This window comes from Humibacter sp. RRB41 (genome assembly GCF_022761015.1).
GTDB lineage: Bacteria > Actinomycetota > Actinomycetes > Actinomycetales > Microbacteriaceae > Humibacter.
This window is the reverse complement of the sequence record NZ_JAKWJQ010000002.1, coordinates 471,945-483,999: the sequence shown is the minus strand read 5'-3', so window position 1 is coordinate 483,999 and position 12,055 is coordinate 471,945. Positions and strand designations below refer to the sequence as shown.

Genomic DNA, 12,055 nt, shown 5'->3' with positions numbered 1-12,055 from the left:
GAAAGAAGGTCCGCTATGCCTACACCACCTCCCGGCTCGAAGAAGCCGCAGGACAAGAAGCCCTCGCAAGCCGAGCTGCAGCGTGAGCAACTCCTCGACGAGGACCGAGCACTGGCGGACATGCCAGAGCTGTACGCGCCTACCGAGCTCCGCATCCGTGAACGCAACAAGGTCATGTCGATCTTGATGCGTCTCAAGGAACTCGAAGGCGAAGACGGCCAGGTCGACATCGACACGTCGAAGGACTCGCCCGAAGTGCGAGCCCTCATGGATCTGATCGCGGATGCCGACGACTTCGCAGAGTCGATCGCGCACGATCGCGTCGAATACATCGAGTGGTCTCGCAAGGCCGAGTACGCGCAGTTCACGGCCATCATCACGCGGTACGGGCGGGCAGTGGGGGAATCGACCAGCTCCTCGAACTGATCGAGGAGCACGGCTCATCTCTCCGCGCAGACCTGCAGGAGTTCTACGGCATCAATATCGACGACGTCTGGAACGGGCGCATCACGGTCCGCCATGTCCTCGAACTGGTTCCGCAGCTCGGCTCGATCCCGCACTCGCGGATGCGCGCCGAAGAGATCGGTTTCGACTTCTTCGGCTGGGGACGCACCGAGGTCGTCCTCGCGAACCTCTTCGACCGGCTCACCTACTTGCTCAGCGGTGAGGACCTCACGGATGAGTCGCGATACCCGCGACCGAGCGAGGACGAACCAGAGCAGGCGGCCACGGTCGCCGAGTTCGACGTCGACCGTTTCCAACGCCTTCTCGGCACCTGACACCCGAAGGGAGAACCGATGGCTGGCTCTCCGGGCGGTAAGAGCGTCGGTCGCGTCTCGATTCGCGTCGTGCCGGACTCGACGCAGTTCGGTGCTGACCTGAAGAAGTCGCTTGAGCGCATCGAGAAGTCGACGACGTTCAACGTGGCTCTCGGGATTGACACACGACAGGCGGAGATCGATCTCAAGAAGTTCCAGAAGGACTGGAACGGCCAGGCGATCAACTTCGATATCGACGCGTCCACCGCGGCGGCGTCAGCGCATCTGACCGAGTTTTCCCGGCGCCGTTCGGTCGATGTTGACGTGAATCTGAACAAGGTATCGCTCGCGAAGGCGACGGCCGCGCTCGGCGCCATCTCCGGCGGCCGGGTGACGGTGAACGCGCTGAAGGATCTCGGCACGAGGCTGAGCAACCTCGACACCTCGATCCCGAAGATCGCGGCCGTCGCATTCGCGGTGGGTTCCATCGGGTCGCTTGCTCTGTCGTCCGTGGCCGGCCTGGTCACCATGGCGGCAGCGCTGTCCACTCTCGCCGCTCTCGGCTCCGTGCTGCCGGCGATGTTCGCGGCTGCCGCGGTCAGCGTGGTCGCCCTGGTGGTGGCATTCCAGGATGCGAGCACTGAGCTCGAGTCGCTGAACCCGTTGTGGAAGAAGCTGCAGTCGACGATCCAGGACAACTTCTGGGACAAGGCGAAGCAGCCGATCCTCGATCTAGTCCACAGCGTGTTCCCGCAACTCCAGGCCGGGCTCGCCAGCGTTTCGACCGCACTGGGTACATGGGCCGGGTCGGTGGCGTCCTCGTTCCAGAAGGCGTTCGGTGGCGGAGTCCTGCAAGGACTCATGACCCAGCTGTCGCAGGCGATCACGAACAGCACGGCCGGGACCGATGCGTTCGCACAGTCAATCGCGACGTTGGGTCAGTTCGGCGGCCAGTACCTGCCGGCGATCGGAACGTGGTTCTCGACCATCGCGACGCAGTTCAACGGATGGTTGGCGCAGGTCGCTTCCAACGGCACGCTGCAGGCGTGGGTGAGCACCGCGATGACGGTTCTCGGTCAGCTGGGCTCCATCATCAGCAACACGATCGGCATCTTCGGCGGATTGTTCTCTGCCGCTGAGAACGCTGGGTCTGGTGGCTTGGCCACTCTCGCATCAGCTCTTGGTGCAATCGCGAAGGTCATCAATACCCCGGCTTTCCAGACGACGCTGACAACGATCTTCCAGGGCGCAGCGGCGGGAGTGCAGGGACTGGGTGCGGCGCTCGGTCCGATCGGGCAGCTGCTGGGGTCACTTTCGACCGCCCTGGGCTCATCACTCGGCACGATCGGGCAGACGCTTGGCACGGTCATTTCCACCATCGCGAAGGTTCTGGACAAGCCGGAGATCGCGGCCGGGTTGCAGTCCGCAATCCAGGGCCTCGCTTCGGGTCTTCTTTCCATCCTGCCGGCCCTGGGCCCGGTGGCGACGGCCTTGGCCCCGTTGCTGACCCTGATTGGCCAGCTGGCGCAGACCATCGGTCCGGTGCTCGGCGCCGCGCTGCAGGTGGTGGCGCCGCTGATTGGTCAGCTCGCGCAGCTTCTGCTGCCGATCGTGCAGGCTATAGGACCGTCGCTAGTGCAGATCATCGGAGCGCTCGCACCGCTGTTCCAGGGGCTCATGCCCCTCATCTCGGCGATCCTGTCGCCGTTGGCGAATCTGGCTTCCGCACTGGGTCCGATTCTCACGCCGATCCTTCAGGCGTTGACCCCGGCTATCCAGCTGGTGGCTGACATTCTGACGGCTCTGATCGACCTTCTCAACGGCAACTTCGCTGGGGCTGGGGCGGCGTTCGGCAACATCTGGAAGCTGATGCAGACCTCGATGACGGCCGGTGTGAACTTCCTCCGCGGTGCAATCCAGACGTTCGCTGTGGGATGGAACGCGACGTGGTCGGGGATCACGACGTTCTTCCGAGCCCAGTGGAACGTGATCATCGGGATTGCGAACACGATCGGTGGGGCGTTCTCGAAGGCGTTCTCCACGTTGGGAGGCATTGTCTCAGGGGCGTTCAACGGCATCGTGTCCATCATCAAGGGCGCGATCAACGGTGTCATCGACGTCGTGAACACGGCGATCACTGGGATCAACACGATCACGGGTGCGGTCGGGATTCCGAAGATTCCGAAGATCCCGCACCTCGCGTCCGGTGCCGATGTTGAGGCGTCGGCCGGCGGAACGATGGTGGTTCTCGGTGAGGGCGGCAAGTCGGAGACGGTGACCAATCGTGGTCTGACGAACCGGATGATCGAGAACACGAACGCGCTGGTGAGCAAGCTGCTCGCTGGCGGTGTTGGTGGTGGTGGGACGAATGTGACCATCAACGAGGTATCTGACCCGATCGGTACGTCTATGGCAGTTGTTCGCAGGCTTGAAGCATTGGGGGCGTGATGCAAACGGTGTACGCACCAGGCAACGCGAACCTCAACGGGCTGAATCTCGCCGCCCGTGATATCGACTCAGGCGTGACGTACGGTCTCTCTGCCCCTATCGATGGATGGGGTGGAGGGACCGCGTCGAACGCTCAGCAGTCCGACAACGTCGGCCGTTCGGGCGGGACGTCAGGTCGTGGATTCGCGAAGGGCCGGCATCTGACGATCGCGGGTTGGATTCACGCCAAGGATCCTGCGGCGATGCTCGATGCAGAGGACGCGATCGTGGCGGCGTGCTCGCTCGATGATGTCCAGTTGACGGTCACCGAGTATGGCGTCGATCGGTGGGTGATGGTTCACCGTGAGGATGAACCGATCATCAACCGGACGCGGCCGGACTATGCCGAGTTCTCGCTCCAGATGGTGTCTGATGACTGGCGGAAGTTCGGCACGGAACTCAGCGGATCGACGTTCCTGCCGTCGAGTTCGGGAGGATTGTCTGTCCCGTTCGCGGTCCCGTTCACCATCGACGCAACGCAGGTCACCGGTCAGGTGTCGTTGACTAACCCGGGCAACACGACAGGGCCCGTGAGATTGCGCATCGATGGACCCACCACCGGACCTCAGATCGCGCATATCGGTACTGGCCTTGTCCTGACCTTTGCTTCATCCCTGGTGCTTGGTGTGGGCGAATGGCTCGACGTCGACATGGAGGCGCAGACCGCGCTCGCGAATGGGCAGTCGTCTCGTGCGATGTGGATCACGAACCGCGGGTGGTCCGGGTTTGATCCGGGAGACAACACGTGGTCGTTCACTGCCGTCGGGTATGACCCGGCATCGAAGCTGACCGTCTACGCCACACCAGCGTCACAGTAGGGAGATCGGATGCCCTTCGCGTGGATAGCCTCCGAGCTGACAACAGGGAACATCATTGCCGATCTGCCGGATCTGCAGGTCGATTCGGTGAAGTCGCAGATTGCGTCGTACCAGACGACCACGGCCGTTCTCCCGTTGTCTTCGGCGCCAGAGAATTGGCTACGCGCCACCCTCTACGGCGCCACGGTGTACTCAGCGATCGACACGGACACGAACGTTCCAGTTTGGTCCGGCTTCATCACGAAGCGGCCGCGGAACTTGGGCAACACGTTGTCGTTGTCGCTGTCCACGATCGAGGGCTACTTCGACCGGCGGTTCGTCGGCGATGAGAACTACAACAGCGTGGGCCAGAACCTCATCGTTCAGGATCTCGTGAACACGTACGCTGCGGTCGGCTCGAACGGCGGCATTCCTATCAGGGTGCAGATCGTCACCGCAGGTAACGGGGCGGTTCGGGTTCGGAACTACACCGACATCTCCGACAAGACGCTGTATTCGGCTCTCACGGAGCTCTATGGCGTTGACGGTGGACCTGAATGGACCGTCACAACCGAGTGGCAGCACAATCCGGAAAGAATGACGTTCGTATTGCAGGTCGGGGACCGTATCGGTAACGCCGCCATGCCGGGCTTGGCACCTAACGCAACATTCGAGGCGCCGTCGTTGGCAGTTCAGAAGGCGGAACTCACGGAGGACTATTCGTCCGCGAACGCGGGCAACGACTTCATGGCGACGTCGACGGCGTCGGGTGATACGCGACCGCAGTCCGCGCATGTCGTTGTTCCTGATCCGGATCGTCCGACCTTTGAACGACGTTTCACGCCGTCGACTTCGATCACGAGCGTTCCTACTCTCAACGATCACGCGATCGCGATGGCTGCGCTGCAGGGGGCTGGCTCGAACACGCTGGCTCTTCAGGCCGTGGTTAGAGACGGTGTCCGGCTCGGTTCGGACTGGTTCATCGGTGATGATCTCGGGTACTCGATCGGTGGGACGGGGCAGGACGGGAAAGAGTCCGCGCTCGCGTTCCCCGGCGGGTACAAGGGGACTGCGCGCGCTGTTGGATGGCAGCTGGACTTCTCTGAGGGGCAACGTGATCTCATTACCCCGATCTGGGCGACGCCGGAGGCGGACTGATGGCTGATGATCCGTCGCTCTTGAGCGACCCGGCGTGGGTGAACAGACAGCTCGAGGCGATCACTCGTCAGATCCGGGAGCTTGGCCCGTCTATCGCGGCGTCGTTCGCCCCGGTGGTTGCGAATCTTCAGGCGACGATCATTGCCACGATTCAGGCGACGTATTCGACGACAGCGCAGATGAATGCTGCGATCGCGTCACCGGGGAACATCACACCTGGCAATGTGACCGCATCCGGGACTGTGCAGGGTGGTGGCCTCGTCTCGACGGGCTCAGCGTCTATCGCGACTGGTCTCGGCGTCGGTGGGAACATGAGCGCCGGCGGACAGGTGGTCTCGGCAGCACCGATCAAATCTCCCGGTTCGCACGGCTACAACGTCACTACGAGCTATGTCGCGGGATGGATCGACGGTGACGGCACGTTCGGTACGTCACCGTCCTCTGGTGCGGTGAAGGTCGATCTCGCGGTGATCGCGGATGCCGACTCGAGGAAGATCCTCGACGTCGTCCCCTACTGGGGCCGCTATGAGTGGGATGCTCCGGACTCGCCCCTGAAGGCGTTCGTTCTTGCCGAGGATGTGCAGGCGGCAGGCTTCGGTCCTGATGTCGCGCCGACGGTTGACGATGATGCGCCGCGGAACATCGGGACCGAAGATGACCCGGTTCTCATCCAGCCTGGCAAGGCCTGGACTGTGAACTACTCGCAGTTGGTGGTGCCGCTTCTCGCGCTTGCCCGTGAGCAGGATGCCCGGATCGCGACCCTCGAGTCGCAGGTCGCGCAGTTAGTCGCAGGTGGGGACGCCGTTGATGGTGGAAGCTGAGTGGCTGGCGCACCATGACGCCGGGTCGACGCTCGGGACCATCTGACCGAATTGGCCGTTGTTCGGATCGGTGACTTTCTGCATGGGCAGGGGAGTTCCGGACGGTGCGCCCGATGCGGTGCTGCCTTCGGTTCCGGAATCGTCGCTAGTGCCGTCAGAGTCGGCTTGCGAGTCGTTCTCGCCGTCTGTCTGAGACGCCTGAGCCGCGGCTGCAGCTTGAGCGGCAGCCTGAGCTGCAGCCGCCTCAGCGGCAGCCTTTGCGGCGGCGGCAGCTTCAGCCTGCTGCTGCTTCACGGCGGCGTCGTGCTTGAGCTGCGTGTTCGTGTCGACGGCGGTACTCGTCAGTTTTGTGACGTCGGTCACGGTCGTCGTCGTCGCTGACTTGAGGGTGTGCGCGTCCGCTTCCTGTTGAACCTGCGTCGCGTGCGCCTGATTCGAAGCGTTCACGGCGATCGGTGTGGCGACCGCGGCGGCTGCGACGACGACAGCGGTGATGCTCCCTGCGACCCAGTTCCGGATCGCGTGAGTCTTCTTGCTTTCCCCCGTGGTGGTCACGGGCCTCACCTTAATCCGATCCGTCGCCGGTTAAAACCCCTAAGGAGGGCACATGGGCGCCAACATCTGGCCGGTCGCTGCAGTTTCCGGTGCGCCGTTGTATTCCGGGCGCATGCTCCGCACAGCAGCGTTGGCGCCGTCGCTGGCGATGGGGAACGCGATCCGTCCTCTTGGGGCGAAGTCCGGTATCCGCCCGGGGAAACTCGGAGGCATCGTGTCGGTCACGTCGACGACGTGGACGGTTGCACCGGTCGCGGGCGTGATCGACGGAGAAGCTGCAGGCGCTGCGGGCCCGTACGGGTATTCGTTCGACTCGAACCAGACCGGCGCGGTGACGGCCGCGGAAGGGTCGGCGCGTATCGACCGCCTCGATGTGCAGGTGTCTGATCCTGCCGAGTCTGATGGTTCGTCGGTGCCGTCCGTGGCGATTGTGTACACGAAGGGCACTGCCGGCTCTGGATCAGCGCCGGCAGCGCCGGCGAGGTCGCACCGTCTGTCGTACTTGAATGTTCCCGCCAGCGGCGGGGGTTCGCCGACGGTCACGTTCAACGCGGAGATCAGCTCGGCAACCGGAGCGCCGCTCTATTTCGTTACGCTCCAGGACCGCGACGACTGGACCACCGTGGTGGGCAGCTCGAACATCATGGCGCAGACCCAAGCGATCGTGCTCAACGATCCTGCCGCCGGAAACAACGGTGTGTACACAAGGGTCGGATCGTCGTGGATTGGGACAGGAACCGACACCGGTTGGCTTGCCATGTCGATGAAAAGTGGGTTCACGGCTTCGGGTGCTCAGGCGCGTGTGAAGAACGGATTGCTGTTCCTCACGGGCACGATCACGAAGTCGTCCAACTATTCGACTGGCGATATCCCCGCCTCTCTGCCGAGTGCCATTTCGACGCTCCTCACGGCGGCCACGATCCGAATGTCGGGCTGGGTTGGTGGCACGGCGGCAAACGGGGTTCTGATCTCGGTTTCAGGGGGAACTCTCGCGCTGGCAGCGGTCGGCACGACCAGTCAGACGCTCATTCTCGGCGGGGGCGGTCAACCCGTTGATTGATGCAACTGCGGAACTCGAGGAGAGCACATCATGACGGCAACCGTTGACGGCGCATCCGCGATTGCGTGGATGCGTGCGAAGAAGACGAACGAGGTCGGCTGGTGTCTCGCCACGTGCTGGGACGCGTACGCGAGCAAGAAGACCGGTTCCATTGGCGCGTCATACCCGACTGCGTTGAGCGCATGGAATGCGGCAACGCAGAAGCATGCCGGTGACCGCAATCCGCCTGCGGGTGCAGCGGTCTGGCTTGGAGCATCACCGACCCGCACCGACGCGAACGCTGGCGCCGGCGATGTCGCGATCTCTCTCGGCGGCGGTCAGATCATCGCTACCGATTACCCGACCGGCGGTGTCATCGGAGTCACCACGATTGCCGCGCGTGAAGCCCAAACCGCACGCCCGTACCTCGGATGGACCGGCGACATCTGCGGCTACAGCATCATCCTCGCCGCGACCGGCGGCGAGACCACTACCGAAGGAGACGGAATGTCACTCATCAAGTTCCTCGACGACCCGGGACAGCCGGTGTTCCTGTTCACGGCCGGTCGCATCAAGCACATGGGCACGAACCAGGAGGCGAACGTCGTCGCGAACGCTGAGTCGATCGTCGTTCACCAGTACCACCACGACGACTGCCAGAAGGCGATATACGCCTACGCGAACACGGCGATCTCGTACGCGCAGGTCCTCGCCCTGTCGGTCACGAAGGACGCGACCGGGAGGGTCGTGAACTACAACCGTGGCGGCGAATGGATTCGTCCCGTCACGGCAACCGCGACCATCGATCCGACCGCACTCGAGGCTGCCGTCTCGAAGGCTGTCGCCGGCATCAAGATCCCCACGAAGCTCACCATCACCGGAGAGGCAGTCTCAGCATGACCGACACGACCACCATCGCCAGCACCATCTCCGATGTTCCAGCCGCGGTGGAGATCGCGCCGACCAGCGCACCAGACACGGCCGTGAGCATCCCAGCCGTGGTCACGGGTGACGTGGCCGTGCAGCCCGCGAAGCCTGTGAACACGACGTTCGCGAAGTACTCGGCCCTGCTGTTCACGGCACTGATCACGATCGGTTCCGCGGCGCAGATCCTTCCCGCGCATCACACGCAGGGCGACCTGGTCCAGTTCGGGATCCTCGCGGCCGGTGCAATCGGTGCCGTGTTCGCCGGCATCGTGTCCAAGGGGCCGTGGCCTGGCATCCTGAAGACGGGAATCGCGATCATCGCGGCAGTGCTGACGATCCTGCAGCCGTACCTTGCGAACGGTGCCTCAATCACATCGATCAGCCCGACGAATTGGATCGTCTTCGGTGTCGCCGCCTTGAACGCTGTCGCAGTCGAGTTCGGCATTCAGATCCGCACTACCGCGGACGCCAAGGTCGCCGAGAACCTGCTCAAGTAACCCCTCCCGCGCTCCAGGAGGGGTGAACGATGCCCGATATCCCACAGGGTTGGGCCACCATCGACGCCGCCGTGATCGCCGTCGTCGGCGGCGGTCTGATGGCGATGCTCGGCTTCGTGCTGCGGCGCCTGAAGCGCGTGAAGCAGGACACCGAGACCACCGTGTATCACGTCGCGAACGAGCACAAGGACGAACGCGGCGACCCGATCAACTTGCGCGACGACAACGACGAGAAGCACTCGGAGACGATGGACACGCTGAAGCAGATTCAGCGTGTCCAAGTGGACCAGGCACGCGACATCGGCGGCATCCGTCAAGAGTTGCGCACCTTGCACGAGAACGACGCCGAGCACGTCCGCCAACAGAACCGAGACCGGGAACGCCTCGACCGATTCGAGCACACGCTGCCGGGCGCCGCGGTGCGACGGATCGTCGCGGAGACCGACGAGGAACCCGATGAGTGATCAGTGTCGCCACGGTGGCAGCACTGCTGATGACTGCGGATGCGGTCCAACCTGCGACGTCTGTCAATGCGCGAACGCGCGACCCGAAACCGATTAGGAGAAGATCATGCCTTTGAGCCCTGCTGCCCTCGATATCGGGGGTGTCGCGATTGCTGCGGCGACCACACACCTGCAACTGCATTCTGCTGCCCCGACTGCTGGGGTGGGTCACGAGGACGGGTCGCGCACTGCGGCAACGTTCACGACGGACGGTGCCGGGAAAGTGGAACTGGATTCTGCTGTCGCGTTCACCGGTCTGACGGCGTCCGGCCCCGTCACGTACGTGTCGAAGTGGTCCGCATCCTCGGGCGGCACGTTCCTGGGCCAGTACGCGCTGACCGGTGACCTGGCGGCGAACGCTGCAGGACAGTACACGCTCGACACCCTTCCCGACACCGTTTCCGCAAGCTAGGCGAGGGGGTCGATCGTGGCCCTGATCGCAGAGTGGGGTTTCAACGAAGGAACCGGGACCACCGCAGCGGATTCGTCGGGCAACTCTCGCACCGCGACGGTCACCGCATGGGCGACTGGGCACACGGGCACCGGTGCAGACGGCGATACGACTCACGCAGCGTGTGAATACTCCGGCTCGCTGATCGCGGCATCCGGTGCGGTGACGGTGATGGCGTGGGTGAACGCGCACATCACCGGCGACTACCTCACCCTCAGCGCAACGAACAGCACCTCCGGTTCAGCAGTGGGTGTGTACGCGTCGGATGCAACGCACATTCAGTTGTGGTCGCAGAACACGGTCAGCAACTTCGTGACCGCGACACCTGTTGCGATCACATCGGGCTGGCATCACCTCGCCATCACCCGATCAGGGCTCGTGACGACCCTGTTCCTTGACGGCGTATCAAAGGCGTCAGTGACGAACACCGGCACGATGGGTGCGCTTGCGTTCCTAACCGCGGGTGGGCAAGTCAACGACAGCAGTTACGACACCGCGATTATCGATGATCTCCGCGTGGACAACACAGCGTTGACCGCAGCGAATATCACCACCTACATGAACACGCCCGTAGTTGCGATGCCGCATGGTGCAGCTTCGGGGACGTACGCCTATATCGGGTCCGCATCTGCCCACAAGAGCTCCCACGGTGCCGCATCGGGGACGGTGAGTTTCACAGGCTCGGCTGCCGGACACGCCTCGATGCATGGCGCCGCGGCGGGCTCGCTCTCGTACGTCGGGTCGGCTTCTGGTCACGCGCCTGAGATCGAGCAGCCTCACGGATCTGCATCCGGCAGCTACACCTACGAAGGTGCCGCGGCCGGGAGCATGGACCCTCACGGTTCAGCGTCCGGGACGGTCGCCTATGAGGGCACCGCATCCGGTGAACTCGACCCGCACGGGTCCGCCAGCGGCAGCATCATATACACCGGCGCAGCATCCGGAAGCGTCAGTCTCCACGGTTCAGCCTCCGGTGATGCGGCCTACGTAGGTGCCGCGTCCGGGCATGCACCGAGGCTCGATGACCCGCACGGTCATGGCTCCGGCAGCGTGGCCTACACCGGCACCGCAAGCGGGCACGCGCCGACCATCGGGATGCCCCACGGCGACGCCGTAGGAGCGTTCGCCTACGTCGGGACGGCTGCCGGTCACACGGACCTCCACGGCGCTGCCGTGGGTGCGTACGCGTACGTCGGATCCGCTCACGGCACGTCGACCACGGGCCGCGACATCACCCTCACCGCGACATCGCTTCCCGACCGGTGGGCGACGACACCTGCCGGCGCCCGATACACCACCACCCCGCTACCCGATCGTTGGAGAGTCGAATGCCTCGAACCGTGAGAGTCACCGCCGGGGACGAGGTCTACGTCGGCGGCACCATCACCGAGGAGAACGGTGCCGACATCACGTCAGCGACGATCGTCCTCGCGCTCGTGTCGTCGAAGCCCACGGCTGACACGAGCGGCAGCGAACCCGATGTGGACGAGTCGCCGGAACCGTCGCAACGGCTGGTGAAGATGCTGGTCCCCGACACCACACCGGTCGGCGTCTACCAGCTTTGGGGTCGGATCGTCGATACCCCTGAACGCGAATGGTTGTGGATAGACCAGATCAACGCCGTCTGAACACATAGCAATGAACACCCCACCCGCCTCACTCGAGGTTGGGTGGGGGTGTTTTTCGTCGTGCCCTGGGCGGCTTCGCTCAGGGACCGACGCGCTCCCACGTCGCATCGTACGAGTTCGCATCCCGCTGCATCATCCCGTAAAAGTCGTACCCGTTGTCGACGTCAACGAACTCCCTCTCGTGGAGTTCATCGTCGTCGAATCGCTTCCACGTCACTCGATAAGTCATCGGCGCCCAATCTCTCACCCGTTGGCGCTTCCGCGCTGTAGCCCGGAATCGTACTCGCGAACGAACGCCGTGACTACTTCACGGAGGTTGGTGCGCGTGGTTTCGTCGTTGCTTACTCAGAGGGAGGGACCATGATCCGTGTCGTCTTCGTCTGGTTCCGTTCTCTCTTCGCCTCGAGCGCGCGTTCTTCATCCGCATGCTTGCG

Annotated in this window: 15 protein-coding genes; 13 read left to right on the top strand and 2 right to left on the bottom strand. The window is 63.6% G+C overall.

Translation table 11 applies throughout. From position 1 onward, the window contains the following. Positions 1-15 precede the first annotated feature (15 nt). From MJ603_RS08145 to MJ603_RS08120, 6 genes are all read left to right on the top strand, one after another. Positions 16-426, top strand: coding sequence for a hypothetical protein (locus tag MJ603_RS08145; protein ID WP_243063185.1), 411 nt, complete (start codon positions 16-18; stop codon positions 424-426). After that, positions 336-779, top strand: a complete 444-nt coding sequence (locus MJ603_RS08140; protein ID WP_243063184.1) for a hypothetical protein — start codon at positions 336-338, stop codon at positions 777-779. The genes MJ603_RS08145 and MJ603_RS08140 overlap by 91 nt, the downstream gene beginning before the upstream one ends. Before the next feature lie 18 nt (positions 780-797). Further along, positions 798-3,206, top strand: a complete 2,409-nt coding sequence (locus MJ603_RS08135; protein ID WP_243063183.1) for a hypothetical protein — start codon at positions 798-800, stop codon at positions 3,204-3,206. 242 nt (positions 3,207-3,448) lie between these two features. After that, on the top strand, positions 3,449-4,063 hold the full coding sequence (locus MJ603_RS08130) for a phage tail family protein (protein WP_243063182.1): 615 nt from the start codon (positions 3,449-3,451) through the stop codon (positions 4,061-4,063). Between the two features lie 9 nt (positions 4,064-4,072). After that, positions 4,073-5,200 (top strand): hypothetical protein, encoded by a 1,128-nt coding sequence (locus MJ603_RS08125; RefSeq protein WP_243063181.1) that lies wholly within the window; start codon positions 4,073-4,075, stop codon positions 5,198-5,200. Next, positions 5,200-6,021 carry a hypothetical protein gene (locus tag MJ603_RS08120; protein ID WP_243063180.1) on the top strand — a complete coding sequence of 274 codons (822 nt, stop codon included), beginning with the start codon at positions 5,200-5,202 and terminating at the stop codon, positions 6,019-6,021. Before MJ603_RS08125 ends, MJ603_RS08120 begins: the two co-directional genes overlap by 1 nt. Here MJ603_RS08120 and MJ603_RS08115 read toward each other — a convergent pair. Beyond that, entirely contained in the window at positions 5,983-6,576 is a 594-nt protein-coding gene (locus MJ603_RS08115; RefSeq protein ID WP_243063179.1) for a hypothetical protein, read from the bottom strand. The two genes, MJ603_RS08120 and MJ603_RS08115, sit on opposite strands and share 39 nt — an antisense overlap. A gap of 52 nt (positions 6,577-6,628) precedes the next feature. Here MJ603_RS08115 and MJ603_RS08110 point away from each other — a divergent pair, with 52 nt between their 5' ends. The 7 genes from MJ603_RS08110 to MJ603_RS08080 all read left to right on the top strand — a co-directional run bounded on the left by MJ603_RS08110 (position 6,629) and on the right by MJ603_RS08080 (position 11,621). Then, complete coding sequence (locus MJ603_RS08110; RefSeq protein ID WP_243063178.1) at positions 6,629-7,636, top strand: hypothetical protein; 1,008 nt, start codon at positions 6,629-6,631, stop codon at positions 7,634-7,636. Positions 7,637-7,666: 30 nt separating this feature from the next. Continuing rightward, complete coding sequence (locus tag MJ603_RS08105; protein WP_243063177.1) at positions 7,667-8,515, top strand: hypothetical protein; 849 nt, start codon at positions 7,667-7,669, stop codon at positions 8,513-8,515. Next, the gene (locus MJ603_RS08100; protein WP_243063176.1) at positions 8,512-9,039 is read left to right on the top strand and encodes a hypothetical protein; all 528 of its coding nucleotides are present in this window, start codon (positions 8,512-8,514) and stop codon (positions 9,037-9,039) included. The genes MJ603_RS08105 and MJ603_RS08100 overlap by 4 nt, the downstream gene beginning before the upstream one ends. A 29-nt stretch (positions 9,040-9,068) precedes the next feature. Beyond that, positions 9,069-9,503, top strand: a complete 435-nt coding sequence (locus MJ603_RS08095; RefSeq protein ID WP_243063175.1) for a hypothetical protein — start codon at positions 9,069-9,071, stop codon at positions 9,501-9,503. 106 nt (positions 9,504-9,609) lie between these two features. Then, complete coding sequence (locus MJ603_RS08090) at positions 9,610-9,954, top strand: hypothetical protein (protein WP_243063174.1); 345 nt, start codon at positions 9,610-9,612, stop codon at positions 9,952-9,954. A 15-nt stretch (positions 9,955-9,969) separates the two neighbouring features. Then, positions 9,970-11,337, top strand: coding sequence for a LamG domain-containing protein (locus MJ603_RS08085; RefSeq protein ID WP_243063173.1), 1,368 nt, complete (start codon positions 9,970-9,972; stop codon positions 11,335-11,337). Beyond that, a complete protein-coding gene (locus tag MJ603_RS08080; RefSeq protein ID WP_243063172.1) occupies positions 11,322-11,621 on the top strand; it encodes a hypothetical protein in 300 nt (99 codons plus the stop codon). Before MJ603_RS08085 ends, MJ603_RS08080 begins: the two co-directional genes overlap by 16 nt. Before the next feature lie 79 nt (positions 11,622-11,700). On the opposite strand, the gene MJ603_RS08075 is transcribed toward MJ603_RS08080, so the two are convergent. Next, complete coding sequence (locus MJ603_RS08075; protein ID WP_243063171.1) at positions 11,701-11,850, bottom strand: hypothetical protein; 150 nt, start codon at positions 11,848-11,850, stop codon at positions 11,701-11,703. Positions 11,851-12,055: the final 205 nt, after the last annotated feature.

Coding starts and splice junctions, on each gene's coding strand:
- MJ603_RS08090 (WP_243063174.1), top strand. CDS start 9,610: ATGCCTTTGAGCCCTGCTGCCCTCGATATCGGGGGTGTCGCGATTGCT.
- MJ603_RS08145 (WP_243063185.1), top strand. CDS start 16: ATGCCTACACCACCTCCCGGCTCGAAGAAGCCGCAGGACAAGAAGCCC.
- MJ603_RS08120 (WP_243063180.1), top strand. CDS start 5,200: ATGGCTGATGATCCGTCGCTCTTGAGCGACCCGGCGTGGGTGAACAGA.
- MJ603_RS08095 (WP_243063175.1), top strand. CDS start 9,069: ATGCCCGATATCCCACAGGGTTGGGCCACCATCGACGCCGCCGTGATC.
- MJ603_RS08135 (WP_243063183.1), top strand. CDS start 798: ATGGCTGGCTCTCCGGGCGGTAAGAGCGTCGGTCGCGTCTCGATTCGC.
- MJ603_RS08125 (WP_243063181.1), top strand. CDS start 4,073: ATGCCCTTCGCGTGGATAGCCTCCGAGCTGACAACAGGGAACATCATT.
- MJ603_RS08080 (WP_243063172.1), top strand. CDS start 11,322: ATGCCTCGAACCGTGAGAGTCACCGCCGGGGACGAGGTCTACGTCGGC.
- MJ603_RS08105 (WP_243063177.1), top strand. CDS start 7,667: ATGACGGCAACCGTTGACGGCGCATCCGCGATTGCGTGGATGCGTGCG.
- MJ603_RS08100 (WP_243063176.1), top strand. CDS start 8,512: ATGACCGACACGACCACCATCGCCAGCACCATCTCCGATGTTCCAGCC.
- MJ603_RS08110 (WP_243063178.1), top strand. CDS start 6,629: ATGGGCGCCAACATCTGGCCGGTCGCTGCAGTTTCCGGTGCGCCGTTG.
- MJ603_RS08130 (WP_243063182.1), top strand. CDS start 3,449: ATGCTCGATGCAGAGGACGCGATCGTGGCGGCGTGCTCGCTCGATGAT.
- MJ603_RS08075 (WP_243063171.1), bottom strand. CDS start 11,850: ATGACTTATCGAGTGACGTGGAAGCGATTCGACGACGATGAACTCCAC.